Source organism: Amycolatopsis sp. NPDC005961 (assembly GCF_040629235.1).
In the GTDB taxonomy this organism is placed as follows: domain Bacteria; phylum Actinomycetota; class Actinomycetes; order Mycobacteriales; family Pseudonocardiaceae; genus Amycolatopsis; species Amycolatopsis camponoti.
Genome location: NZ_JBEXVF010000040.1, coordinates 37,965 through 58,978, shown reverse-complemented (window position 1 = coordinate 58,978; position 21,014 = coordinate 37,965). Strand labels below are relative to the sequence as shown.

Here is a 21,014-nt window from a genome sequence, read left to right as displayed (position 1 = left end):
ACGTCCGAAACCCGCGAGCGGCGCGACCGCCGGCCGGGCCAGAGTGGACACCATGTCCCTCGACCGTTTCCTGCTCGCGAGCAAGGGTTTCGAGCACCACCTCCGCGCCGTGCCGCCCGACGGCTGGGACGCGCCGACGCCGTGCACTGAATGGGACGTCCGCGCGCTGGTGAACCACATGACGCGGGGCAACCTCAACTACGTCGGGCTCCTGCGCGGCGCCACCCGCGAGGAGTTCCTGGCCGCCCGTGACGCCGAGGCGCTCGGCGACGACCCGGTGACGGCGTTCACCGAATCGGTCCGGGCCTGCGCGGCGGCCTTCGCCGAGGACGGCGCGCTGGACCGGGTCGTCGACTACCCGCTGGGCGAGCTGACCGGACGGCGCGCGCTGGCCGTCCGCACCACCGACAGCACCGTGCACACCTGGGACCTCGCCCGCGCTCTCGGCGCCGACGACACCCTCGACCCCGGTCTCGTCGCGTGGATCGACGAGAACCACGACGACATCTTCGCGGGATTGGCGCTGAACTCCCGGGTCTTCGCCGCCCCGCCGGCCGGCGTCGCGGCGCAGTCCAGACAGGACCGCGTGCTCACGCGCTTCGGCCGCGATCCTCGCTGATCTCGCAGCCCAGGCGCGCGGCCAGCTCGGTCAGCGCCTGGCCCAGCGGAAGGTCGACGCGCACCGAGGCGTAGCGGTCGCCGCGGGTCTCGCCGTGGTTGACGATCACCACCGGCTTGCCCGCGGCCGCCGCGTGCCGGACGAACCGCAGGCCGGACACCACCGTCAGGGACGACCCCAGCACCAGCAGCGCGGCGGCCTCGTCGACCAGGCGGTAGCACTGCTCGACGCGGGGCCGGGGCACGTTCTCGCCGAAGAACACCACGTCCGGCTTGAGCACGCCCGCACACGACGCGCACGGCACCGGCGTGAACCGGCGGACGACGGCGTCGGGCAGCTCGACGTCACCGTCCGGGTTGATCCGGGTCGCCTCGCCCTCGAAGTCCGCGTTGGCCGCCCGCAGCCGCCGGTCCAGCTCGGCGCGCGGGCTGGTGCGGCGGCAGTCCAGGCAGATCACGCGGTCCAGGCTGCCGTGCAGCTCGACGGCGTCCGCGGTGCCGGCCGCCTGGTGCAGGCCGTCGACGTTCTGCGTGATGACACCGCCGAAGTACCCGCCGCCGCGCAACGCCGCGACCGCGCGGTGGCCGTCGTTCGGGTCGGCGCGGGCGATGGTGCGCCACCCGAGGTGGCTGCGCGCCCAGTAGCGCTGCCGGCCCTCGGCGCTGGTGACGAACTCGTCGTAGGTCATCGGCGTGTGCCGGCGCAGGCTGCCGGTCTCGCCGCGGTAGTCGGGGATCCCGGACTCGGTGGACAGCCCGGCGCCGCTGAGCACGGCGACCTCGCGCCGCGCGACGACGTCGGCGAGCTCGTCGAGGCTCGAGGTCCGGGGCAGCGGCGCGTCCGGGGACGTCCAGGTCAGGGTGGGGCGGGTCCGCACTACGCCAGGGTACGTGGGCCGGGGAGCTGCTTCTCGAACCAGTGGTCGGCGTAGTGCTCGTCGTTGAACGGCGCGACTTCGCGGTAGCCCGCCGCGCGGTACAGGCCGATCGCTTCGCCGAGCGAGCGGTTGGTCTCGAGCCGGAGCGCGCGGACGCCGAGCTCCGCCGCGTGCGTCTCCAGCTCGGCCAGCAGCCGCCGGCCCAGCCCGAGGCCGCGCGCCGCGGGCGCCACCCACATCCGCTTGATCTCGGCCGGCGCCTCGCTGTGGACCTTCAGCGCGCCGCAGCCGACCGGCTCGCCGTGCAGCGTCGCCACCAGCAGGACGCCGGTGGGCGGGGTCATCTCCTCGTCCGCCGCGGAGATGCTGAGTCCGGGGTCGAACCCGTCGTCGAACCGCCGGCCCAGCTCGGTGAAGTAGGCGCGCAGGCAGAACCGGGCGTGGGCGTGCCCGGGCGGGCACGGCGCGATGTCGACCGCCGAGGCCGTCAGGAGCCGCTCGACCTCGGCCATCGCGGTGACGAGCCGGGTGCGCTGCCCGCCGGACAGCGGGGCGAGCAGCGCGGCGGCCGCGTCGTCGGAGAGCCGGTCGAGCGCGGCGCGTTCGGCCTGCCCGGCTTCGGTGAGCCGCGCGGTGCGGACGCGCCCGTCGGCGGTGCTCGGCTCGACGCGCACCAGACCGTCCCGTTCCAGCCCGCGCAGCAGCCGGCTCAGGTAGCCGGAGTCGAGGTCGAGGCGTTCCCGCAGCTCGCGGACGTCACGCCCGGCGGCGCCGATCTCCCAGAGCACCCGCGCCTCGCCCAGCGGCCGGGCGCGGGCGAGGAAGGCGTCGTCGAGCGCGCCGATCCGCTGGGTGACCGTCCGGTTGAACCGCCGGACACCTTCGACGAGGTCGGAGTCCATTACCTGACTGTAGTCAGAGAATCCGGCGTAGGGCAGAATTCCCGGCGTCTGCGGAGGGAAACGCGTGAGCTGGCAGTTCGGGCCGTACCGGGTGGAGTCGCTCATCGCCCGCGGGGGCATGGGCGAGGTCCACCGCGCCTACGACACTCGCCACGACCGCGTCGTGGCGCTGAAGCTGCTGTCCGCGGACTTCGCCGCCGACCACGAGTTCCAGGAGCGGTTCCGGCGCGAGGCGCACGCCGTGGCCCGGCTGCGCGAGCCGCACGTCATCCCGATCCACGCCTACGGCGAGATCGACGGGCGCCTCTACCTCGACATGCGCCTGGTCGACGGCGACGACCTCGGCACCCGGCTGAGCGCGGGCGGGCCGCTGACCCCGGCCGAGGCGGTCGACGTCGTCGGACAGGTCGCCCAGGCCTTGGCCGCCGCGCACGCCGAGGGGCTGGTGCACCGGGACGTCAAGCCGTCGAACGTGCTGGTCGGCGCGACCGGGTTCGCCTACCTGGTGGACTTCGGCATCGCCCGTGCGGCCGGGCCCGGCACCGAGCTGACCGCCACCGGCGGCGCCGTCGGGACGCTCGACTACATGGCCCCCGAGCGCTTCACCGACGCGCCGGTGGACCACCGCATCGACGTCTATTCGCTCGCCTGCGTGCTGCACCAGTGCCTGACCGGCAGCAAGCCGTTCCCGGCGTCGACGGCCGCGTCGCTGATCGGCGCGCACCTGCACCAGCCGCCCCCGCGCCCGAGCACGCTGCGGCCCGGGCTGCCCGCGGCGTTCGACGCCGTGATCGCGCGGGGCATGGCGAAGAACCCCGCGGAGCGCTTCGGCGGCGTCACCGAGCTGGCCGACGCCGCCCGGGCCGCGCTCGGCGGTACGAGCCCGGTCCCGGCCGCCGCTCCCCCGACCCGGCAGGCCACCCGGGTGGAGCCGGCCGTGAGCCCGCGCCGGGCTTCGAAGGCGCCGTGGGTGGTCGCCGGCGTGGCGCTGCTCGCGCTGCTCGGCGTCGTCGGGTGGTTCACGGTCCTGCAGCCCTCGACCCGGGCCCAGCCGGCCGCGACCTCGGCGCCGCCGACGTCCTCGGCCCCGGCCGCGCCGCCGTCGAGCCCCGTGCCGGTCACGACCACGCGGGTGAGCGTCCGGACGTCCGTCGCCACCAGCGTCGCGAGCGGCGCCGACCTCGGCCTGGCGACCGCGATGAGCACGCCGCCCTGCGACGGCTCGTACGTCGTCGTGCTCGGCTCCGCGATCACGCCGGCCCGCTACCGCGCCGACGTCCAGCGGCTCCTCGACACCCACCCGGGCGCCCGTTACCTGCACACGCCGACCACCGGCTGCGGCTCGCTGCGGCAGCAGGTGAACGGCGCCGACGTGTACGCGGTCTTCGACGGGCCGTTCACCGCCAAGGAGTCCGCGTGCGCGCGGCGCGGCGGGAGCGCTTACGTCAAGCGGCTCGACAACACGACGTCGCCGGCGCAGGTCGTCAGCTGCTGAGCCCGTTCCAGACGGATTCGATGTCCACAAAGGACCGCAGCAGAGTGGTCAGGACGGCGTCGCCGCGTCCGTTCAGCGCGTCGGAGGCGATCCGGCGGGCGACCCCGGCGAGGAAGTCGGCGACCTGCACGCGGGCGTCGGACCGGGAGTCGACGAACCGGACGCCGGCGAGCCGGTGCCCGAGCGTGACCTTGAGCTGCAGCACGCGCTCGGCGGTCAGGGCGAGCTGTTCGTCGTGGACCAGGGCGACCGGGGTGCCGTCCGCGCTGAAGTGCCGCACGGTGTGGATCACCGCGGGCACCAGCGGGTCCAGCACCGGGACCAGGCCGGGGTCGCTCGCCAGCCGGGCGCGGTAGGCGGCCACGCGGTCGGCGCCGGTCGCGAGCCGGGCCATGATCTCGCCGGCTTCGCCCGGGCCGGCCAGTTCGCTCGCCAGGGCAAAGAACTCTTCCGGAGACGTCGTGACGCCGCGACGCGGGTTGAGGCGCAGGACGCTGGTGAACGCGGCGAGGAAGCACGCCCACCGGCCGGGGCCGAAGGCGGCGGGGCCGGCGCGGTGAAGGGTGCGGGCCATGGCGTCGGTGCCGTCCTCGGCCAGCAGCGTGACCGCGGCCCGCACGGCGAAGAACGTCTTGTCGGTCAGGTGGACGTGCCCCCGCCCGGCGAGCGGGCCGGCGGGGTCGAGCAGCCATTCGAGCACCGGGCGGTGCTTGCCGCGCAGGAGGTGGTTGGCCTTGTACTCCTCGGCGGGCGACCCGATGCGGGCGCGGATCTCTTCGACGCAGCCCCGCGCGTCATCGGGGGTCAGCCGGACGCCGGCGTGGGCGAAGACATCGGTTTCGCCGCCGACCAGGTTTTCGCCCTCCGAGCCCGACTCGTCGCAGGCGATCTCGACCGGGCTCACCGGTCCGATGGTGCCAGACGGCAGGACTGACGGCGACCGATTACCAGCGCCGGCGCCGTCCTCGCCCGCCGAAACGCCCCCGCCCTTCCCAGGCAGGGTTCCGGCAAAGTCTGGGGGCGCAGCCGAAGGGGGCGGTTTCGGCGGCGCTGGCGTGGCTGCGGTGTCTTGAGTGAGCGAGCCACTGCGACTTTGCCGGGCCCGCCTTTCCCTGGGGGGCGTCTCCGGTCCAGTCCATCGGTGAGGTGCGACGGAAAGGCCGGGAATCGGTAGCCGAGCCGAAGCTGTCCACAATCGGCATCGGGTGTGGATGGTCCGGCGACGCCCGCGCGAACCAGCCGCGGCGGCGCAGCAGGAACCGCCCGTGTGCACTGCGGTAGACGAACTCGTGGAGGGTGCGGTAGTCGCTCCAGACCGAGACGTTGACGACCACCTCGGCCCCGGCGGAGGTGGCGAGGACGGCATGACCGTCGGCACCCAGCCGCCGGACGAACCCGGGAGCGGCTTCGGCGAGCTTGGCGACGGCTTCGAAGGCGTTCGCGAAGCCGGCTATGGAGGGTGGTCCAGCGGCGCCCGCGGGACCGCGACGTTCACCTCAGCCAGCTCGGCCACGGCGCCAGACCAAGCACCGGCGCGGGCAATGAGCCGCACGATCGCGCCGAGACACTCTCGAAACCGGCCATCACCGGCGCGCACGTGACATCGACCCGAGCCTCCACCGCGCCGGACCATGCCGCGCACTGTCACCACGACCGCATCGAGAACTTCCGCGAAAAACAGCGGTCACCGGATCGCCCGAACGCCCGCGCGACATTAGCCTGAGCCACCACCGCACCGGGCCGGTCCCGGCCGTCACGGTTGGGCCACGGCGGCTAACGACCATGACCGGTCCGGTGACTAGCGAAGAGTACGTGCTCTGGGAGGCTCCGATGGCCACGAACGACCGGCCCGCCCGGCTCGCGCTGGCTGCGGCCGTTGCCCTGTCGCTGCTGGGCGGTGCCGGAGTCCTCGTGCAGCAACGGTTCGCGGCCGGTCCGGGTGGGACGGTCGCCGTCGCCGAGGTCGAGGTCGATGCGCCCTCCGGGACTCGCGCTTCCGTGCGGCCCGCGGGGGAACCCGGGTTCGCGGCGGCCTTCACCCGGCGGATCGGGGGCGGGGCCGACCTGAGCTTCGAAGGCGTCCGGCCGCCGCGGGTGCGGATCCTCGTCCCCGGCGCGCCGCCGGCCGGGTTCGCGCCGGTCGTCGTCACCGGGACCCGGCTCGTGCCCGCGATCTACGACGCCGCGACGCGGAGCATCGTCGCGGAGCTGAACCGGAACGGCGCTTTCTGGGGCGGGCTGCTCGACTTCGCCGCGCTGGGCCGCGAGGTCGTGCCCGACCCGGCGCCGCGGCCGGACTGCGCCGGGCGCACGGCCAGCTCCGGCGGCGTCGTCATCGGACTCGGCGGGGCCGGCCCGGCGGCCCCCATCTCCACCTGCGTCACCGCTGGCAACGGCCGCGCGAGCGTCACCTTGACGTCGAACGCGCGGGTCCCCTACCGGCTCGCCCTGCCGTCCGGCTGGCCCGACCCCACCGCCCGGACCACCGCCGCGAGCACGTCCGCCGTGCAGCTGTTCGGCCGCCCGCGCCAGCGCGACCTGCTGTGGCCCGGCTCCGGCGTGACCTACGACGTCCCGTTCGGGCAGCTGCCGGCGACGCTCAAGGGCCAGGCCGAACCGGGCCCCGGCATGGGCACGGCGCTGACCGCGGCCGCACACCGCCTGGCCGCGCTGTTCGGGCTGCCCGGCGCCCCCGAGCCGGCCGCCGGGGTGCTGGCCTGTGCCGCCGAGGCCGGTGCCGCGCACTACACCGCGGACCGCCCGGCGGCCGCCGTCTGGGCCGCTCTCGCGCCGTGCCGGCCGGACGGCGGCGACGTCGTGCGCCGGTTCCTCGACGCCGGGATCGGGCCGGTGACGACCAGCCTGGCGGCACCGGCTCCCGCCTTCGAGGTCACGGTCACCACCAGCCGCGCGCAGCGGTTCACGCAGACCGTCGAGTACCGGCCCCGGACCGGCGCCACGACCGCGCGGGCGACCGGCGCCTGCGGCTCGGTGTCCGCGGTGTCCGGCCGCCACGACGCCTACCGCTGCACGACCGGCGCCACCACCTACGACCCGTGCTTCTCCGCGACGGGAACGCGCGTCGTCTGCCCGACGTCGGCGACGAAGGCCGTGCTGCTCACCTACGCCGGCGCCCTGCCGTCCCCGCCGCAGCCCGGCGGGACCGCCGACCCGTTCCTGCTCACGCTGGACGACGGGACGCAGTGCACCGCCGTCGCGGACGACTCCGCCCCGGACACCCGCTTCGCCTGTGCGGACGGCGAGCCCCTCCGCGGCCCACCGGACCTGTCGAGTCCACTGTGGACCATCGACGGGAAGACCGTGGCGAAGGCCTACGTCTAGGCCAGGGTGATCTTGCCGTTCGCGACGGTGACCGTCTTCTTCTCCAGCGCCCGCGACGCCGGGCCGTTCGCGACCGAGCCGTCGGCGATCTTGAACTTGCTGCCGTGGCAAGGACAGTTGATCGTGCCGTCCGCGACGGCGTCGACCGTGCAGCCCTGGTGCGTGCAGATCGCCGAGAAGGCCGCGAACGTCCCCGCCGCCGGCTGCGTCACCACCACCTGCTTGTCCGCGAACACCTTGCCGCCGCCGACCGGGACGTCACCGGCCGCGCCCAGCTCCGTCCCCGCGGCGGGCGGTGGGGCCGCGGCGGACGACGTGCCCGAACCGCCGCCGTAGGTGCTGCACCCCGCCACCAGGCCGGCGCCCACCGCCGCGAGCGCCGTCCGGCGGGCGATCCCCGGATCGATGTCCTCGTTACCCACGATCGCCCCCTAGAAGGTCAAGCCCGATTGGGTGAAGAACCACAGCGACGCGCTCAGCCAGAGCCCGACGAGGGCGGTGAACACGAGGCCGCCGAAGACCGGGAGCGACCAGCCGGGCGCGCCGTCCCTGCGCAGTAGCAGCATTTTCGCGACGAACGCGCCGTAGAAGAAGCAGCCCAGCAGCGAGTGCAGGAGCACGCGGGTGTCGAACGACTGGAACCCGAGCGCGTAGAGGCAGTGCAGCGCCACCGGGATCGACACGAGGAACGCCAGCCGCCCCGACCAGCGGTGCACCGGCGCGACCCACGCGGGCGCGGTCCGGCCGAGCTTGCCGTACATCGCCAGCGCCGAGAGCAGCTGGACGACGGCCAGCACGACGACGACCGTCGCGAGCCACGCCTTCACCGACATCGGGCTCGAGAACCCGGCGACGTTCACGGCCACGCCGGTCGGCGTGTGCAGGCTGCCGTAGACGCCGAGCACCAGCGAGACGACGGCGCCGACGACGAGCGGCACGAGGAGCGCGACCCCGGCGCGGTTGCCCGCCGTGGTCATCAGAAGTCACCGTTCCCGGCCAGGCCGCTGACCGGCTCGGCGGTCACGGGCACACCGTCGACGGTCGCGGTGGCGCCGGACGCGAAGTTCAGCGCCGGCGCGGCGGCCGAGTCCTCCTCCGTCGTGAGGATGCCGACCTGGCTGCCGTCAGGTTGGACGATCCAGCCGACCTTGCCCGTCTTGCCCTTGACCTTCGGCGCCGCGCGGTAGAGCCCCGCCGGCTTCGCGGCCGTGGGCGCGCTGAACTGCCAGGTCTTGCCGGCCGCCGTCACGGTCCCGGTGACCGAAGCGGCGTCGAAGCTGCCCGTCAGGCTGGCGTTCTTCGCCCCTTTGAGGTCCAGCTTCCCGCCGACCGTCACGCCCTGCAGCCAGGCTTCGACCTTCTTGCCGTCGCAGAGGTAGGCGATGGCGTGGCCGTCACGCACCGACACCGCGACGGATGCGCCGCCGCCGGTGACGCGCCCCGCGTAGTCCGCCCGGGCGGGCGCAGCCGCTTTCGGCGCCTCGGCTTTCGGCGCTGCGGACGTCGTCGGCGGCGGCGCCGAAGTACTCCCGACGCTCGCCGCGTTGGCGGCCCCGGCGACCGGCGCGACGCCGGTCCCGGTCGCCAGGTTGACGATCCCGATCCCGCCGGCGAGCACGACGCCCGCGAGAAGTGTGAACAACGGCCCCGGATTTCTCATGGTTCTTCCCCGCATTCCCCTGACCCACCACCGTGCCCATAACACGGAGGTCGGGGCGGAACGGCTCAACGCTACCCGCGGAAAAGAGGTATCGCTTAGCCCGTGCAAGCGGTTGGGTCGTGGTTGACTGGCGGCATGCTGCCCTGGGACGGCGACCTCGCCGGCCGGCTCGACCGGCACACCTTCGAATCCGCGCTGCTGCGGGACAACCCGCTCGGCGACCCGCACGAACGGCCGCTGTGGGTGTACGTCCCGCCGGGCTACGACGACAGCACGGAGCGGTACCCCGTCGTGTACGTGATCCAGGGCTACACCGGGCACCTGTCGATGTGGGCCAACCGGACGCCGTTCCGGCAGCCGTTCGTCGAAACGGCCGACGCGGTGTTCGCCGGCGGAGCGCCGGGTTGCGTCGTGGTGTACGTCGACGCGTGGACCGCGTACGGCGGCTCGCAGTTCGTCGACTCGCCGGGAACGGGCCGCTACCACTCGTACCTCTGCGACGAGATCGTGCCGTGGGTGGACGCGCGCTACCGGACGATCCCGGACCGCGAGTCCCGCGCGATCGCGGGCAAGTCGTCCGGCGGGTTCGGCGCGATGATCACGCCGATGCTGCGTCCCGACCTGTTCGGCGCCCTGGCGACGCACGCGGGCGACTCGCTGTACGAGCTGTGCTACGTCCCGGACTTCGGCCAGGCGGTCCGTGCCTTGCGCGGCTACGACCGCGACATCCAGGCGTGGTGGGCGGACTTCCGCGCCCGGCCGGCGTTCACCCGCCCGGAGGACGCGACGCTGCTCCAGCTGATCGGGGTGTCGGCGTGCTTCTCGGCGAGCCCGGACGGGACACCGGAGCTGCCGTTCGACCCCGCGACGGGCGTGCTGCGGCCCGAGGTGTGGCAACGCTGGCTGGACTGGGACCCGGTCCGCATGGTCCCGTCGCACGCGGAGGCGGTGAGCTCGTGGCGCGCGGTGTGGATCGACGCGGGCACGAGCGACGAGTACTACCTCGACGTCGGCGCGGAGGCGTTCCGGGCGAAGGTGCTCGAGGCGGGGCTGCCGGCGGAGCGGATCCACTTCGAGCTGTTCGAGGCCGGTCACGCCGCGATCGACTACCGGTACCCGTTGTCGTTGGCGTGGCTGGCGGAGAAGCTGGCCCGCTGACGCTCAGCCGTCCATGGCGAGCGCCTCGATCACTTCGCCGCGCTGAGCCAGGTGCCGCGGGTGCAGGGCGACCTCGTCGGGCGCCGGCTTGCCCTGCTGACGCAGGTACCTCGCGAGGCGATTGAAGTTGGCCGGGCTGTAGTCCGCCGAGCGCGGATTGGCGGTGAACACCGTGCGGAAGCCCGGCTTCTGCCCATGTTCGTCGGTCAGGCGCGGGTCGCTGCAGGTCAGATGGATCGACTGCGTTCCCTCGTCGTACCAGACGTTGACCGGATGCCGGTCGTCGCCCAGCGGCGCGTAGTTCCCGGTGCTCATGGCGGCTCCCTCGGGGTGGTGGTGTCGGCTTCCGACGATCCGGACCGGCTTTTCGTTACACCGACTAGGCTCGGCCCATGGTCACCGAGACGGATCTGACCCTCCCGGACGGGCGCACGCTCCACGTCTACGACACCGGCGGCCCCACGCGGCTCACCGTCTTCTGGCACCACGGCACGCCCAACCTCGGCGCGCCGCCCGGGCCGCTGCTGCCGCTCGCCGAAAGGCTCGGCGTGCGCTGGGTTTCCTACGACCGGCCCGGCTACGGCCGCTCCACGCACCTGCCGGACCGGCGCGTCGGGAACGCCGCCGAGTGCGTCGCCGCCGTTGCCGACGCTCTCGGGATCGACCGCTTCGCCGTCATGGGGCACTCGGGCGGCAGCTCGCACGCCCTCGCCGCCGCGGCTCTGGTGCCCGGTCGTGTGAAAGCCGTCGCGAGCCTCGCCGCCGTCGCGCCCTTCGGGGACGACGGGTGGTTCGACGGCATGGCCGCCGCCAGTGCCGCTTCGCTGCGCGCCGCCGCCGAAGGGCGGGCTGCCAAGGAAAAGCACGAAGCCGCCGCCCAGTTCGATCCCGAGGTCTTCACCAAGGCCGACTTCGCCGCCCTCACCGGGTCGTGGTCCTGGCTCGACGAGGTCGTCCAGCCGGCCCTCGGTGCCGCCGGCCTGGTCGACGACGACCTCGCCTACGTCGCGCCGTGGGGCTGCGATCCGGCGGCCATCACCGCGCCGACGCTCCTCGTCCACGGCGCCGACGACCGGATGGTCCCCGCCACGCACAGCCGGTGGCTGGCGAAGCGGATCCCCGGCGCCGAGCTCCGGCTCACCCCCGGCGACGGCCACATCTCCGTGCTGGACCACTCGGCCGACGCCCTCACCTGGCTCGCCGCTCAGGACAGCAACGCCAGCGACGCGACGACCGGAGCCAGGTAGAGCACCGGGAACGCCAGGTGCCCGTACGACCGGGCGCGAGCCACGGTCACTACGGCACCAAGGAAGTACAGCACCAGCCCGATCGCCGCGGCGACGCCGATCGCCGGCACGAACAACCCGGCGACCAGGCCGAGCGCGCCGGCGGCCTTCGCCGCGCCCAGCCACGGCCACCACGCCTCCGGCACGCCGTACGAGGTGATCGGCTCGACGACCCACTTCGCCCGGGCGAAGACCGAGACGGCCGAGAACCCGACGAACGCGGCGGCGAAGAGGGTGACGATCAGGTAGGCGGTGGACATCGGAACTCCTATGGGGATCGCGGGCCCCGGGGTTCCGGGTCCGTCACCCCCACGACTCCGCCCACCGGACCGATGTGACCGACCGTGACCGCGGTCACAACCCCGGCGACGGTCGTTGTCCCCTCCCGGCGCACCCGCGCCCGTGGTCGGCTGTCCCGATGATCGTGCTGCGGCTCATCGGGACCGTGCTGTGGTTCGCGATCCCGGCCGGCATGCTCACCTTCGCCGTCCACGACCTGACCGTGCGGGACGCCCCGACCTACGACATCGAAGGCACGGTCGTCGCGCACCGCCAGGAGTACCACCCGCCCGGCAAGGACACGGCCGCGTCGACGACGTACTTCATCACCGTCCGCAGCGCCAGCGTGGCGGACTGGGAGTTCGGCGACCTCCAGCAGGCGCTCGACACCGAACCGGGCACGCCGGTGGTCGTCCAGGTCTCGAAGGTGACCGACCGGGTCCTCTTCGTGCGCAAGAGCGGCACGGTGGTCGACCTGCGCGCGACCGTCGGCGCGGACGTCCTGCTGATCGTGCTCGGCGGACTGGGCCTGCTCGTCGCGCTCGGGCGCGAGGCTCTGCTCGAGGATCTCGAATTCCCGCACGTGGCGGGGTTCCTCCTCGGTGCGCTCGCCGCGGGCGGTGGCGTGTACCTCGGCCTGCAGCTGGGCAGCTAGCTCACCACACGAGGCGCAGCACGATCTCGCCGTCGTCGATCTCGCCGGTCGGGACGAACCCGAACTTCCGGTAGAAGGCGCCCGGGCCGTCGTCGCCCGGTCGGTGGCTCGTGAGCAGCTCGGTCGCGCCGTCCGCCCGCACCAGCGAGACGACCTCGGTGAGCACCGCGCGGCCGATCCCGCGGCCCTGGTGCCGTCCGTCGACGAGCAGCCGCCACAGGTAGTACGGCCCGAGGATGCCCGGACGGCCGGGCGGGACGTCCCAGCTGAGCATCACGAAGCCGACCGGCTCGTCGCCCGCGTAGACGGCCCGGAACCAGGGCTCGCCCTCGGGCGTCGTCGCGGCGTCCTCCAGCGACTTCGCCACCGACGCGACGAACCGCTCCTGACCCGGCCGGACACGCAGAGCGCACACCGCGTCCCGGTTGCCGTCGGTGATCTCGACCAGGCGCACCGGTGCCGTCATGACTCCCCCGTCGGTTTCGGCACCCGCACCTCGGCGGGTGTCCGATCCGGCCGCAACCCGCGCCACGAGGTGTGGCGCAGCCGCAGATCCGGCGTGACGCGGCGGTGGACGACCTCGCCGACCAGGTCCGGCTCGACCCAGTGCGCACCGCGGGCGCGCTCGCGCGGCACTTCCGTGGCGAACGGCGACTCCGCGCGGGCCAGCGGCGCGAGGACGGCACGGAGGCGGTCGAGCGCGTCGTCGGTGAACCCGGTGCCGACGTCGCCGATGTACACCAGCGCGCCCCGGTCGTCGTAGCCGCCGAGCAGCAGCGCGCCGAGCGTGCCCGCGCGGCGGCCGGCGCCGGCCCGCCAGCCGCCGACGACCACTTCGCGCGTCTGGGTCAGCGCGCGCTTCGTCCACGACGGCGACCGGGCACCGGGCAGGTACGGCGCGTCCAGCCGCTTCGCGACGACGCCCTCGATGCCGTGCTGGGCCGCCGTCGCCAGCAGCTGGTCCGGCCCGATGTCGGCGCGGGTGTACCAGGGCGGCACCACGAGCCGGCCGTCGGCGGGCCGGACCAGCTCCGCGAGCAGCTCGCGGCGCTGTTCGTAGGGCCGGTCCAGCAGCGACTCCGGGCCGATCCGCAGCAGGTCGAAGGCGAAGTAGACCACCGGGACCTCGGCCCGCAGCTTCGGCGTCGGCTCGTGCATGGCGCGGCGCTGCATCAGCTCGAACTCGGGGCGGCCCGCCGCGTTCAGCGCGACGACCTCGCCGTCGAGCACCGCCACGTGCCCGCCGAGCGCGGCCGCGAAGACGTCCTGCAGCTCGGGGTAGCGGTGGGTGTGGTCGCTGCCGCTGCGGCTGGTGATCCGGGCTTCGCCGGAGTCCGCGATCCGCGCGCAGCCCCGGAAGCCGTCCCACTTCCACTCGTAGCCGTGGTGGTCGTCGTCCGGGAGGAGCCCGTCGACGGCCAGCATCGGCGCCACCGCGTCCGGCACCGTCCCCATCGCTCCAGTGTGGAGGACCGGCCCGGCCCGCGTCACCCGGCCGGCAGCAACGGCAGGAGCTCCTGGTGGCTCCCGGCGCGGCGCAGCACGGGTGTACCGGGCCCGTCCGGCTCCAAGTCCCCGGCGCGCAACGCGGCCAGGAAGCGCACGATCGCGCGCGACGGCGGCAGGATGTCGGCCCCGCCGAGGTAGGCCAGCACGATCATCTCCTCCCCGCACGCCGCCTCGACCGCGGCGGCCCAGCCGTGCACCTCGTCCCACAGCAGCGCCACGTCGCGGTCGGGGAACCGGCGCAACCGCCAGTCCACCGCGACGTAGGCCGACACCGGGACGTCGACGTCCACGGTGCAGGACTCGAGGCCGAAGCCGAGCGCCCCGGCCACCTCGCCGAGGTACGCGCGCAGGCCGCGCTGGAACCAGAACTCGAGATCGGTGTCGATCAGGACGGACACCCGTTTCCTTTCTTCCCGGAATCCGGCGGGCACCCTGCCCGGCCGGGACAAGCGGATCAGCCGACCGACGCCAGCGCGTCGGCCCGATCCCGGTAGCAGGAGAAGCCGGCGGCACCGGGCCCCCGCAGCACTCGCCACACCGCCGGGGTGCGCACCACCCACGCGAGCGGGACGGCCGCCGCTTCGGCGCGGCGCCGCACCCGGTGCAGGGCCCTCAGGCCGGCACCCGAGCAGAACATCACCCCGCCGAGGTCGATCACGAGCGGGCCGCCGACCCGCAAAGCGGTTTCCGCGCATTCGACAAGAATGGCGACGGTCGCGAGATCAATGTCGCCCACCACCGTGACAAGAGTGGTCCGTCCACCGGGGAACGTCGTCGTGACCGAGAACGGCTCGCACAACGCACCGGCCGGAGAACGACCGAATGCTCGCGAAAGCCGCGGCGGTTTCTGGATCCTCATGACCGGCTCCGACGGCTCGGGATGACGGTTTACGCGTAGACCGTACCCAGTTCGTCCAGCTTGTCGCACAACGGAACCACACCCGGTCGGCGGGCCGTGCACCGACACGGCCGTCTGCACGTGCAGCGATCCACAAAGGATGATCGAAATCGCCTGGTCGGAACCGTGTTTTGCAATTTCGGTCCGGCTCATCGGCCGCCACCGCCGGAACCGGCGCGGTTTTCGCGCGGAATTGCGAATTCCGAAATTCAGCCGAACGCAGGAATCGGGACGCGCGTGCGGCCCAGCTCGGCGAAGAGGTCGCCGAGATCGTCGACGCGTTCCAGGACCTCGTCGGCGGTGAACCGCAGGTGCGTCACGTGCCGGCAGGCACGCACCTCGTCCCACGTGACCGGAGTGGACACCGTCGGCTCGTCGCGCCCGCGCAGCGAGTACGGCGCGACCGTCGTCTTGAACGGGTTGTTCTGGCTCCAGTCGATGAAGACCTTGCCCGGCCGCAGCGTCTTCGTCATCCGCGCGACCACGAGGTCCGGCGTCTCGGCCGCGAGCCGCTCGGCGAGCGCCTTGGCGTACTGCGACGTCTCGCCGGCGTCCGTCGTCACCACTCCCGCGTAGAGCTGCATGCCCTTGGAACCACTGGTCTTCGCGACCGGGGTGAGCCCGTCGCCGGTGAGCACGTCGTGCAGGCGTTCGGCGACGCGGCAGCAGTCGACGACCGTCGCGCCGGGACCGGGGTCGAGGTCGAACACGAGCCGGTCCGGCATGCTCCGCTCGTCGTCGGCGTCGACCGTCCACTGGTGGACGTGCAGCTCGAGCGCGGCGAGGTTGGCCGCCCAGACGAGCTCGGGTAGGTCGTTGATCAGCGGGTAGGCCACGACCTCGGGGGCCTTGCCGCGGCCGGCGACGGTGAGCCGGGCGGTGCGCACCCAGTCGGGTGCGTGACGCGAGACGTCCTTCTCGAAGAACGAGCTGCCGGCCACACCGTCGGGGAACCGCACGAACGTCATGGCCCGGTCACGGATGTGCGGCAGCAGCAGCGGCGCGATGCGCGTGTAGTAGTCGAGCACCTCGCCCTTGGTGAAGCCGTGGCGCGGGTAGAGCACCTTTTCGAGGTTCGAGAGCGTGAGCTGCCGCTCACCCACGCGCACCGTGATCCGGCTCCCCGCCACGACGCCACGCTAGCACCCGTGGTCGTGGTACGGACGTATTGCCGACGGGTGCTCAGACCTCGGCCGCGAGGCGGCACGGAACCGCTTCGGCCGGCTCGTCGGCACGATGGTCCTCCGGCACCGGGGCGCCGCCCCGCCGCGGACGCAGGCGCCGGCGGACCGCGTCCACGACGCCGCGCGCGCTGATCAACGCCATGACGCTGATCAGGACCCACACGAAGTTCGCCGCGACCGCGGGCCACGAGCCGGTGGCGGCGGCCGATACGCCCAGCAGCGTGGCACCCGACAGGTTGAGCGACTGGAACGTGGCCGACTCCGGTGCGACCACCCGGCGGGAAACCAGGCCGTACGCCGTAGCGGTACCCAGTGCTCCCACCCACCCGGCCGCGGTGGCGGCCAGGGACATCATTTCCTCCATGCCGCCATCGTGACCGGCAGCCTGGGTGCAGCGCAATCGAAGTTATCTGCCCCGGGGGTTAAGCTCTGCTGAATGCAGATCGATCCCCGCCGGTTGCCGTCCTGCTCGCCGTGCACCGCGCCGGCGGCGTGCTCGCCGCCGGCGACCTCCTGCACCTGACGCCCTCGGCGGTCTCCCAGCAGATCGCCCGCCTCGAGGAGTCGACCGGCACCGCGGTGCTGGACCGCCAGCCCTCCGGCGCCGTCCTGACGCCGGCCGGGCGGGTGCTGGCCGAGGCCGCCGAGCACATCGAGGCCGAGCTGATCGACGCGCGCAAAGCCCTTGCGGCACTTCAGGAAGACGTGACCGGCACGGTCGTCATCGCCGCCTTCCAGTCGGTCATCCGCACGCTGCTGATCCCGCTCCTGCGCCGCCTGCGGGAGCAGTTCCCCGCACTGGAGGTGGTGATCCGCGAGATGGAGACCCGGAAGGCGCTGCAGTCCCTGCGGTCCGGCGCGGTCGACCTGCTCATCCTCGAGGACGCAAGCCCGGCGAGCCAGGGGAAGCCGACGCGCGGCACCCGCGACGTCCCGGTGCTCGAAGAGCCGTGGCTGGTGATTCTTCCCACCGGCATGGCGGACCCCACGAGCATCGCCGACCTGGAGCACCTCACCTGGCTCGGCGTCGACTCCGAAACCGCGGCGCACGCCGCCACCGAGCGCACCCGCCGCGGGTTCCCCACCGTGCCGACGCCCGGACACAGCTACTACGACTACAACGTCGCGCTCTCGATGGTCGCGGGCGGCCTGGGCATCGCGCTCGTGCCCGCGCTCGCGGTGCGCGAAGCCGTGCCGGACGGGGTCAAGGCGGTGTCCTTGCCCGGCCTCGGCACCCGCACCCTCATCGCCCGCCACCGCACGACGCGTTCCGAACCGCGCAAGGAGGTGGTGACCGTCCTGGACTCGATCGTCACCTTCGCCGCCGACCTCGACGTGGCCGTCTCCCACCACGATCTCCCGTAGCCGACGTCTCACGGCGACCGCCGCAGGCCGTCCGGCACGAGGGTGAAGACGCCGTCGGATCGAGCGCCTACCCCGGAGGCCTCGCGGCTTCCTCGCACACGGCTGGAAGCGGCGAAAGCTACCTTCGCCGCCGACGAAGCCCGGTGGGAATGCCCGCGCTCAGCAGGCCGCGGCCCCCGACGCCAGCAACTCGCGCAACGCGTCCGACAGCGACGCGAACATCGGGACGACCTCGGCCAGCCCCGTGATCCGGAACAGCCGGGCCAGGGTCCGGCTGCTCGCCACCACCACGAGCCGCCCGCCCTGCTCCCCCGCGAGCTCCGCAGCGGCCGCCAGGGTGCGGGCGCCGGCCAGGCCGAGGAACGCCACGTGGGACAGGTCCACCACCGTCGTCCCCGGTGGCGACGCCGCCAGCTCGCGCTTCAGGATCGGCAAGGTCAGGGCGTCGATCTCGCCGGCGAAGGTCAGCACCAGCAGACCGGGGCGGTACTCCGTCCGGCGCGCCGTGAGCGGCGCGGACCGGCTGGGGACCGGGAGGGTCGGGGACACGGGTTCGGTAGGCCTTCCGCGCCGGCGCGGGCCGGCGTCGCAACGAGGGTGATCAAGGTCGGGATCTTGATACCCAAACCTCCGGAGGGCAAACGTCCGGTTTTTCGCGGGGGCGCCGACCAGCGCCGTTCGGTCGCCCCCGCCGATTCCACTCGAACGCGGGACGCCGGCCCGCACGACCCGATCGAGCGGTTTGTGCAGCGCCCGAACCGGGGTAGTCGAACTTCGCCAACCGAGGAGGCCCCATGGACCGGCGGTACCGGTGATGTTCAGCGAAGTCGTGGTGGTCGGGCAGATCGCCCGTGACCTGGTCGTCGAGGCCCCGGACGCACCAGCCGGCCGGGGACGGGAGCTGCTCGGCGGGAAGGGCGCCAACCAGGCCCTGGCGCTGAGCCAGCTCGGGGTGGCGGTGTCGCTGGTCGGCGTCGTCGGGCAGGACGCCGCCGGTGATGCCCTGCGCGCCCGCGCCCGGGCCGATCGCATCGGCACCTCGCACGTGGTCCGGCGACCGGGCACCGAGACCGCGCTCGTCGGCCACGTCCCCGACGCGACGCTGGTGACCGAGACCGACGTCCTCGCCGCGGCCGGCCCCATCTCGGCCGCCGGGTCCGTCATCGTCCAGCTGCAGCAGCCCGCGCCGGCGGCGTTGCTGGCCGCACGGCTCGCGCGGACCGCGGGCACGCGGGTCGTCCTGGACGGCGCGTCCGAAGATGCCGAGTTCGCCGCGGAACTGCTCGCGCTGGCCGATGTCGTCCACGTGGACGACCGCGAGGCCGAGCTGCTCACCAGGGAGCCGGTGACGGACGTCGCCGACGCGGCCCGCGCCGCGGCGGACCTGCGACGGCGGGGGCCGTCGCTGGTCGTGCTCGAGGTGGCCGGTCAGGGAACCCTGTTCGCCGGACCGGCGGAGTCGTGGTTCGTGCCGGCCGTCGAGACCGAGGTGGTCGACCCGGCCGGGGCCGGCGACGCGCTGGTCGCGACGCTGACCGCGGCCCTGACCCGACGCCGCCCGCTGGAGACGGCGGCGTGCCTGGCGGTCGCGGCGGCTGCGGCGACGACCGAGCACGCGGGTGCTCGGCCGCGGTTGTCCGGTGCCGTCCTGGACCGGCTGCGGCCCCGGCGGCTCGAAACCGTCCACGCCTGAGGGCGGGTCACCCGGCCCGGTTCGCCAGCGCGAGCCACAGCGCGCCGGCGGCAGCCAGGGCGATCCCGGCCGCCGTCCACCACGACCACCAGGTGAAGAACGCGACGACCAGCCCGACGGCGAGCAGCACGCCCCCGCCGGTGTCGGCGTTCCCGGCCCGCGAGAATCCCCCGGCGACGGCCATCAGCCCTTCCTCCCGTCGACGGCGGCCACGATCAGCCCGGCGCAGTTGCGCACGGCCAGGCCGCGCTCCTGCGCCATCGAGATCAGGGCCGCCTGCGCGGCGGCGCCCGTCATTCCTTGAGCCACCAGGACTTTCAGCGCCATGGCCACGACGTCGGTGGCGGGCGGGCGCGGGGTGCGGACGGGCATCGGACGAACCTCCGGCACGGAATGAGCGGCAACGAACGCGACCGGATACCCCACCGCTCCCGGTTTCACACCGCTTCACTCAACCCGTACGGGTGACATCGGTTCAACTCCTGACGAGCCACACCGCGATGGCTCTCACCCAGCCGGACAACCCTCAGTCCCGAACGAGCCACACCGCCGCGTCCACCGGCAACCGACCACCCTCCAGCGGGACGCTCGACAACAGCACCCGCGAGCCCTCCGGCAGGTCGCACGGCTCCGCCGACAGGTTCACCACGCACCCGAACCCCGGCTCGCGCGCGAAGGACAGCACCCCCGGAGACGCCGGCAACCACGCCAGCGTCCCGTCGCCCAGCGCCGGCTGCGCCCGGCGGGCCGCGAGAGCCGCGCGATACAGCCGGAGCATCGAGCCCGGCTCGGCCGCCTGGACCTCGGCCGTCGCCGTGCGCCAGCCGGCCGGCTGGGGCAGCCACGGGCTCGTTCCCTCCGGTGCGAAGCCGAACGGCGGCGCCGACCCCGACCACGGGAGCGGTACCCGGCAGCCGTCGCGGCCGCGGCGGGTGTGGCCGGAGCGCTCCCACGTCGGGTCGGCGAGCACCTCCTCGGGCAGGTCCTCGACCTCCTCCAGCCCCAGCTCCTCGCCCTGGTACAGGTACGCCCCACCGGGCAGGGCCAGCATCAGCAGCAGCGCCGCGCGGGCCCGGCGCCGGCCCCGGGCGAGGTCACCGCCGGGCGCGAACCGCGTCACGTGGCGGACGACGTCGTGGTTGGACAGCACCCACGTCGCGGGCGCGCCGACCGCCTCCAGCGCCGCGAGCGTCCGGTCGATCACCTCGCGCAGCGCCGCCGCGTCCCAGTCGCAGCGCAGGAAGTCGAAGTTGAACGCCGTGTGCAGCTCGTCCGGGCGCACGTACCGCGCGAGGCGGTCCGGCCGGTCGACCCACGCCTCCGCGACGAACACCCGGTCCGGCCCGAACTCCCCCGCGATCTTGCGCCACGACCGGTAGATCTCGTGCACTCCGTCGAGGTCCCAGTGCGGGTGCGCGTCGCCGTCCGCGGCGAGGTCCGGGAACGCCGGGTCCTTGAGCAGGCCGTGGGCGACGTCGATGCGGACGCCGTCGACCCCGCGGGCGAACCAGAACCGCAGCAGGTCCTCGAACTCCGCCCGGACATCGGCGTCGTCCCAGTTGAGGTCGGGCTGCTCCGGGGCGAACAGGTGCAGGTACCACTCGCCGTCGGCGGCCCGCGTCCACGCCGGCCCGCCGAAGACGCTGCGCCAGTCGGTCGGCGGCAGCTCGCCGTCCGCACCGCGCCCCGGCCGGAAGTGGTACCGCTCGCGTTCGGGCCCTCCGGCCAGCGCGGCGCGGAACCACGGGTGACGGTCGGACGTGTGGTTCGGCACGACGTCGATCAGCAGCCGCAGCCCGACCCGGTGCGCCTCGGCGACCAGGTCGAGCACGTCGGTGTCCGTGCCGAACAGCGGGTCGGGGGTCCGGTGGTCCTCGACGTCGTAGCCGCCGTCGACCATCGGCGAGCGGTACCACGGCGTCGTCCACACGGCGTCGACGCCGAGGTCGGCCAGGAAGCCCAGGCGCGAGCGCAGGCCCGCGAGGTCCCCGGTGCCGTCCCCGTCGGCGTCGGCGAAGCTGCGGACGTAGACCTCGTAGACGACGGCGTCGCGCCACCAGTTCGCGGAGTCCATGACACCCGAGTATCTACG

Annotated in this window: 27 protein-coding genes; 8 read left to right on the top strand and 19 right to left on the bottom strand. The window is 73.7% G+C overall.

The window, feature by feature from the left end; translation table 11 throughout:
• The first annotated feature begins 52 nt into the window (after positions 1-52).
• Positions 53-619, top strand: coding sequence for a TIGR03086 family metal-binding protein (locus ABZ342_RS30295; protein ID WP_360480017.1), 567 nt, complete (start codon positions 53-55; stop codon positions 617-619).
• On the opposite strand, the gene ABZ342_RS30290 is transcribed toward ABZ342_RS30295, so the two are convergent.
• Together ABZ342_RS30290 and ABZ342_RS30285 are read right to left on the bottom strand one after the other, a co-directional pair.
• Entirely contained in the window at positions 591-1,496 is a 906-nt protein-coding gene (locus ABZ342_RS30290; RefSeq protein WP_360480014.1) for an NAD-dependent protein deacetylase, read from the bottom strand. The two genes, ABZ342_RS30295 and ABZ342_RS30290, sit on opposite strands and share 29 nt — an antisense overlap.
• On the bottom strand, positions 1,496-2,398 hold the full coding sequence (locus ABZ342_RS30285; RefSeq protein WP_360480011.1) for a MarR family winged helix-turn-helix transcriptional regulator: 903 nt from the start codon (positions 2,396-2,398) through the stop codon (positions 1,496-1,498). The genes ABZ342_RS30290 and ABZ342_RS30285 overlap by 1 nt, the downstream gene beginning before the upstream one ends.
• Positions 2,399-2,462: 64 nt before the next feature.
• On the opposite strand from ABZ342_RS30285, the gene ABZ342_RS30280 reads away from it, so the two are divergent.
• Positions 2,463-3,893, top strand: coding sequence for a protein kinase (locus ABZ342_RS30280; protein ID WP_360480008.1), 1,431 nt, complete (start codon positions 2,463-2,465; stop codon positions 3,891-3,893).
• Here ABZ342_RS30280 and ABZ342_RS30275 read toward each other — a convergent pair.
• Together ABZ342_RS30275 and ABZ342_RS30270 are read right to left on the bottom strand one after the other, a co-directional pair.
• The gene (locus tag ABZ342_RS30275; protein WP_360480005.1) at positions 3,883-4,797 is read right to left on the bottom strand and encodes a DUF3800 domain-containing protein; all 915 of its coding nucleotides are present in this window, start codon (positions 4,795-4,797) and stop codon (positions 3,883-3,885) included. The genes ABZ342_RS30280 and ABZ342_RS30275 overlap by 11 nt on opposite strands.
• A 40-nt stretch (positions 4,798-4,837) precedes the next feature.
• A complete protein-coding gene (locus tag ABZ342_RS30270; RefSeq protein WP_360480090.1) occupies positions 4,838-5,347 on the bottom strand; it encodes a DUF3291 domain-containing protein in 510 nt (169 codons plus the stop codon).
• A gap of 376 nt (positions 5,348-5,723) precedes the next feature.
• Here ABZ342_RS30270 and ABZ342_RS30265 point away from each other — a divergent pair, with 376 nt between their 5' ends.
• Positions 5,724-7,235: a hypothetical protein gene (locus tag ABZ342_RS30265; protein ID WP_360480002.1), complete on the top strand. Its 1,512-nt coding sequence runs from the start codon at positions 5,724-5,726 to the stop codon at positions 7,233-7,235.
• On the opposite strand, the gene ABZ342_RS30260 is transcribed toward ABZ342_RS30265, so the two are convergent.
• From ABZ342_RS30260 to ABZ342_RS30250, 3 genes are read right to left on the bottom strand one after another with little or no spacing between them, the layout of a single operon-like run.
• On the bottom strand, positions 7,232-7,657 hold the full coding sequence (locus tag ABZ342_RS30260; RefSeq protein WP_360479999.1) for a Rieske (2Fe-2S) protein: 426 nt from the start codon (positions 7,655-7,657) through the stop codon (positions 7,232-7,234). The genes ABZ342_RS30265 and ABZ342_RS30260 overlap by 4 nt on opposite strands.
• Before the next feature lie 9 nt (positions 7,658-7,666).
• The gene (locus ABZ342_RS30255; RefSeq protein WP_155543550.1) at positions 7,667-8,212 is read right to left on the bottom strand and encodes a DUF6529 family protein; all 546 of its coding nucleotides are present in this window, start codon (positions 8,210-8,212) and stop codon (positions 7,667-7,669) included.
• Entirely contained in the window at positions 8,212-8,895 is a 684-nt protein-coding gene (locus ABZ342_RS30250; protein ID WP_360479996.1) for a hypothetical protein, read from the bottom strand. The genes ABZ342_RS30255 and ABZ342_RS30250 overlap by 1 nt, the downstream gene beginning before the upstream one ends.
• A gap of 135 nt (positions 8,896-9,030) precedes the next feature.
• Here ABZ342_RS30250 and ABZ342_RS30245 point away from each other — a divergent pair, with 135 nt between their 5' ends.
• The gene (locus ABZ342_RS30245; RefSeq protein WP_360479993.1) at positions 9,031-10,053 is read left to right on the top strand and encodes an alpha/beta hydrolase-fold protein; all 1,023 of its coding nucleotides are present in this window, start codon (positions 9,031-9,033) and stop codon (positions 10,051-10,053) included.
• A 3-nt stretch (positions 10,054-10,056) separates the two neighbouring features.
• Here ABZ342_RS30245 and ABZ342_RS30240 read toward each other — a convergent pair whose 3' ends face one another.
• The gene (locus tag ABZ342_RS30240; RefSeq protein WP_360479990.1) at positions 10,057-10,368 is read right to left on the bottom strand and encodes a hypothetical protein; all 312 of its coding nucleotides are present in this window, start codon (positions 10,366-10,368) and stop codon (positions 10,057-10,059) included.
• Positions 10,369-10,445: 77 nt separating this feature from the next.
• On the opposite strand from ABZ342_RS30240, the gene ABZ342_RS30235 reads away from it, so the two are divergent.
• Positions 10,446-11,300, top strand: coding sequence for an alpha/beta fold hydrolase (locus ABZ342_RS30235; RefSeq protein WP_360479987.1), 855 nt, complete (start codon positions 10,446-10,448; stop codon positions 11,298-11,300).
• Here ABZ342_RS30235 and ABZ342_RS30230 read toward each other — a convergent pair.
• On the bottom strand, positions 11,258-11,599 hold the full coding sequence (locus ABZ342_RS30230; protein ID WP_155543545.1) for a DoxX family protein: 342 nt from the start codon (positions 11,597-11,599) through the stop codon (positions 11,258-11,260). The genes ABZ342_RS30235 and ABZ342_RS30230 overlap by 43 nt on opposite strands.
• Positions 11,600-11,757: 158 nt before the next feature.
• Between ABZ342_RS30230 and ABZ342_RS30225 the strand changes: the two genes are divergently transcribed.
• Positions 11,758-12,273, top strand: a complete 516-nt coding sequence (locus ABZ342_RS30225) for a hypothetical protein (protein WP_360479984.1) — start codon at positions 11,758-11,760, stop codon at positions 12,271-12,273.
• Between the two features lies 1 nt (position 12,274).
• Here ABZ342_RS30225 and ABZ342_RS30220 read toward each other — a convergent pair whose 3' ends face one another.
• Genes ABZ342_RS30220 through ABZ342_RS30195 form a run of 6 tightly spaced genes read right to left on the bottom strand, consistent with a single transcriptional unit; the run spans position 12,275 to position 16,228 of the window.
• Positions 12,275-12,739, bottom strand: coding sequence for a GNAT family N-acetyltransferase (locus tag ABZ342_RS30220; protein WP_360479981.1), 465 nt, complete (start codon positions 12,737-12,739; stop codon positions 12,275-12,277).
• On the bottom strand, positions 12,736-13,728 hold the full coding sequence (gene ligD, locus ABZ342_RS30215) for a non-homologous end-joining DNA ligase (protein ID WP_360479978.1): 993 nt from the start codon (positions 13,726-13,728) through the stop codon (positions 12,736-12,738). The genes ABZ342_RS30220 and ligD (ABZ342_RS30215) overlap by 4 nt, the downstream gene beginning before the upstream one ends.
• A gap of 32 nt (positions 13,729-13,760) precedes the next feature.
• Positions 13,761-14,180: a DUF6292 family protein gene (locus ABZ342_RS30210; protein WP_155543543.1), complete on the bottom strand. Its 420-nt coding sequence runs from the start codon at positions 14,178-14,180 to the stop codon at positions 13,761-13,763.
• Between the two features lie 56 nt (positions 14,181-14,236).
• Positions 14,237-14,833 carry an STAS domain-containing protein gene (locus tag ABZ342_RS30205; RefSeq protein WP_360479975.1) on the bottom strand — a complete coding sequence of 199 codons (597 nt, stop codon included), beginning with the start codon at positions 14,831-14,833 and terminating at the stop codon, positions 14,237-14,239.
• A gap of 56 nt (positions 14,834-14,889) precedes the next feature.
• On the bottom strand, positions 14,890-15,810 hold the full coding sequence (gene ligD, locus ABZ342_RS30200) for a non-homologous end-joining DNA ligase (protein ID WP_360479972.1): 921 nt from the start codon (positions 15,808-15,810) through the stop codon (positions 14,890-14,892).
• A 52-nt stretch (positions 15,811-15,862) separates the two neighbouring features.
• Positions 15,863-16,228 carry a hypothetical protein gene (locus tag ABZ342_RS30195; protein WP_360479969.1) on the bottom strand — a complete coding sequence of 122 codons (366 nt, stop codon included), beginning with the start codon at positions 16,226-16,228 and terminating at the stop codon, positions 15,863-15,865.
• A 65-nt stretch (positions 16,229-16,293) separates the two neighbouring features.
• On the opposite strand from ABZ342_RS30195, the gene ABZ342_RS30190 reads away from it, so the two are divergent.
• Complete coding sequence (locus ABZ342_RS30190; RefSeq protein WP_360480087.1) at positions 16,294-17,229, top strand: LysR family transcriptional regulator; 936 nt, start codon at positions 16,294-16,296, stop codon at positions 17,227-17,229.
• Between the two features lie 159 nt (positions 17,230-17,388).
• Here ABZ342_RS30190 and ABZ342_RS30185 read toward each other — a convergent pair whose 3' ends face one another.
• Positions 17,389-17,778, bottom strand: coding sequence for an STAS domain-containing protein (locus ABZ342_RS30185; RefSeq protein ID WP_360479966.1), 390 nt, complete (start codon positions 17,776-17,778; stop codon positions 17,389-17,391).
• A 265-nt stretch (positions 17,779-18,043) separates the two neighbouring features.
• On the opposite strand from ABZ342_RS30185, the gene ABZ342_RS30180 reads away from it, so the two are divergent.
• The gene (locus ABZ342_RS30180; protein WP_360479963.1) at positions 18,044-18,922 is read left to right on the top strand and encodes a PfkB family carbohydrate kinase; all 879 of its coding nucleotides are present in this window, start codon (positions 18,044-18,046) and stop codon (positions 18,920-18,922) included.
• A gap of 7 nt (positions 18,923-18,929) precedes the next feature.
• Here ABZ342_RS30180 and ABZ342_RS30175 read toward each other — a convergent pair whose 3' ends face one another.
• From ABZ342_RS30175 to ABZ342_RS30165, 3 genes are all read right to left on the bottom strand, one after another.
• A complete protein-coding gene (locus ABZ342_RS30175; RefSeq protein WP_155543538.1) occupies positions 18,930-19,106 on the bottom strand; it encodes a hypothetical protein in 177 nt (58 codons plus the stop codon).
• Positions 19,106-19,294 carry a hypothetical protein gene (locus ABZ342_RS30170; RefSeq protein ID WP_360479960.1) on the bottom strand — a complete coding sequence of 63 codons (189 nt, stop codon included), beginning with the start codon at positions 19,292-19,294 and terminating at the stop codon, positions 19,106-19,108. Before ABZ342_RS30170 ends, ABZ342_RS30175 begins: the two co-directional genes overlap by 1 nt.
• Positions 19,295-19,448: 154 nt before the next feature.
• Complete coding sequence (locus tag ABZ342_RS30165) at positions 19,449-20,996, bottom strand: glycoside hydrolase family 13 protein (RefSeq protein ID WP_360479957.1); 1,548 nt, start codon at positions 20,994-20,996, stop codon at positions 19,449-19,451.
• Positions 20,997-21,014: the final 18 nt, after the last annotated feature.

What these genes read in the sequence shown, in the direction of transcription:
- ABZ342_RS30295 (WP_360480017.1), top strand. Translation starts at nt 53, where the DNA reads ATGTCCCTCGACCGTTTCCTGCTCGCGAGCAAGGGTTTCGAGCACCAC.
- ABZ342_RS30285 (WP_360480011.1), bottom strand. Translation starts at nt 2,398, where the DNA reads ATGGACTCCGACCTCGTCGAAGGTGTCCGGCGGTTCAACCGGACGGTC.
- ABZ342_RS30265 (WP_360480002.1), top strand. Translation starts at nt 5,724, where the DNA reads ATGGCCACGAACGACCGGCCCGCCCGGCTCGCGCTGGCTGCGGCCGTT.
- ABZ342_RS30255 (WP_155543550.1), bottom strand. Translation starts at nt 8,212, where the DNA reads ATGACCACGGCGGGCAACCGCGCCGGGGTCGCGCTCCTCGTGCCGCTC.
- ABZ342_RS30250 (WP_360479996.1), bottom strand. Translation starts at nt 8,895, where the DNA reads ATGAGAAATCCGGGGCCGTTGTTCACACTTCTCGCGGGCGTCGTGCTC.
- ABZ342_RS30245 (WP_360479993.1), top strand. Translation starts at nt 9,031, where the DNA reads ATGCTGCCCTGGGACGGCGACCTCGCCGGCCGGCTCGACCGGCACACC.
- ABZ342_RS30240 (WP_360479990.1), bottom strand. Translation starts at nt 10,368, where the DNA reads ATGAGCACCGGGAACTACGCGCCGCTGGGCGACGACCGGCATCCGGTC.
- ABZ342_RS30235 (WP_360479987.1), top strand. Translation starts at nt 10,446, where the DNA reads ATGGTCACCGAGACGGATCTGACCCTCCCGGACGGGCGCACGCTCCAC.
- ABZ342_RS30230 (WP_155543545.1), bottom strand. Translation starts at nt 11,599, where the DNA reads ATGTCCACCGCCTACCTGATCGTCACCCTCTTCGCCGCCGCGTTCGTC.
- ABZ342_RS30225 (WP_360479984.1), top strand. Translation starts at nt 11,758, where the DNA reads ATGATCGTGCTGCGGCTCATCGGGACCGTGCTGTGGTTCGCGATCCCG.
- ABZ342_RS30220 (WP_360479981.1), bottom strand. Translation starts at nt 12,739, where the DNA reads ATGACGGCACCGGTGCGCCTGGTCGAGATCACCGACGGCAACCGGGAC.
- ligD (WP_360479978.1), bottom strand. Translation starts at nt 13,728, where the DNA reads ATGGGGACGGTGCCGGACGCGGTGGCGCCGATGCTGGCCGTCGACGGG.
- ABZ342_RS30205 (WP_360479975.1), bottom strand. Translation starts at nt 14,833, where the DNA reads ATGAGCCGGACCGAAATTGCAAAACACGGTTCCGACCAGGCGATTTCG.
- ABZ342_RS30195 (WP_360479969.1), bottom strand. Translation starts at nt 16,228, where the DNA reads ATGGAGGAAATGATGTCCCTGGCCGCCACCGCGGCCGGGTGGGTGGGA.
- ABZ342_RS30180 (WP_360479963.1), top strand. Translation starts at nt 18,044, where the DNA reads ATGTTCAGCGAAGTCGTGGTGGTCGGGCAGATCGCCCGTGACCTGGTC.
- ABZ342_RS30175 (WP_155543538.1), bottom strand. Translation starts at nt 19,106, where the DNA reads ATGGCCGTCGCCGGGGGATTCTCGCGGGCCGGGAACGCCGACACCGGC.
- ABZ342_RS30170 (WP_360479960.1), bottom strand. Translation starts at nt 19,294, where the DNA reads ATGCCCGTCCGCACCCCGCGCCCGCCCGCCACCGACGTCGTGGCCATG.
- ABZ342_RS30165 (WP_360479957.1), bottom strand. Translation starts at nt 20,996, where the DNA reads ATGGACTCCGCGAACTGGTGGCGCGACGCCGTCGTCTACGAGGTCTAC.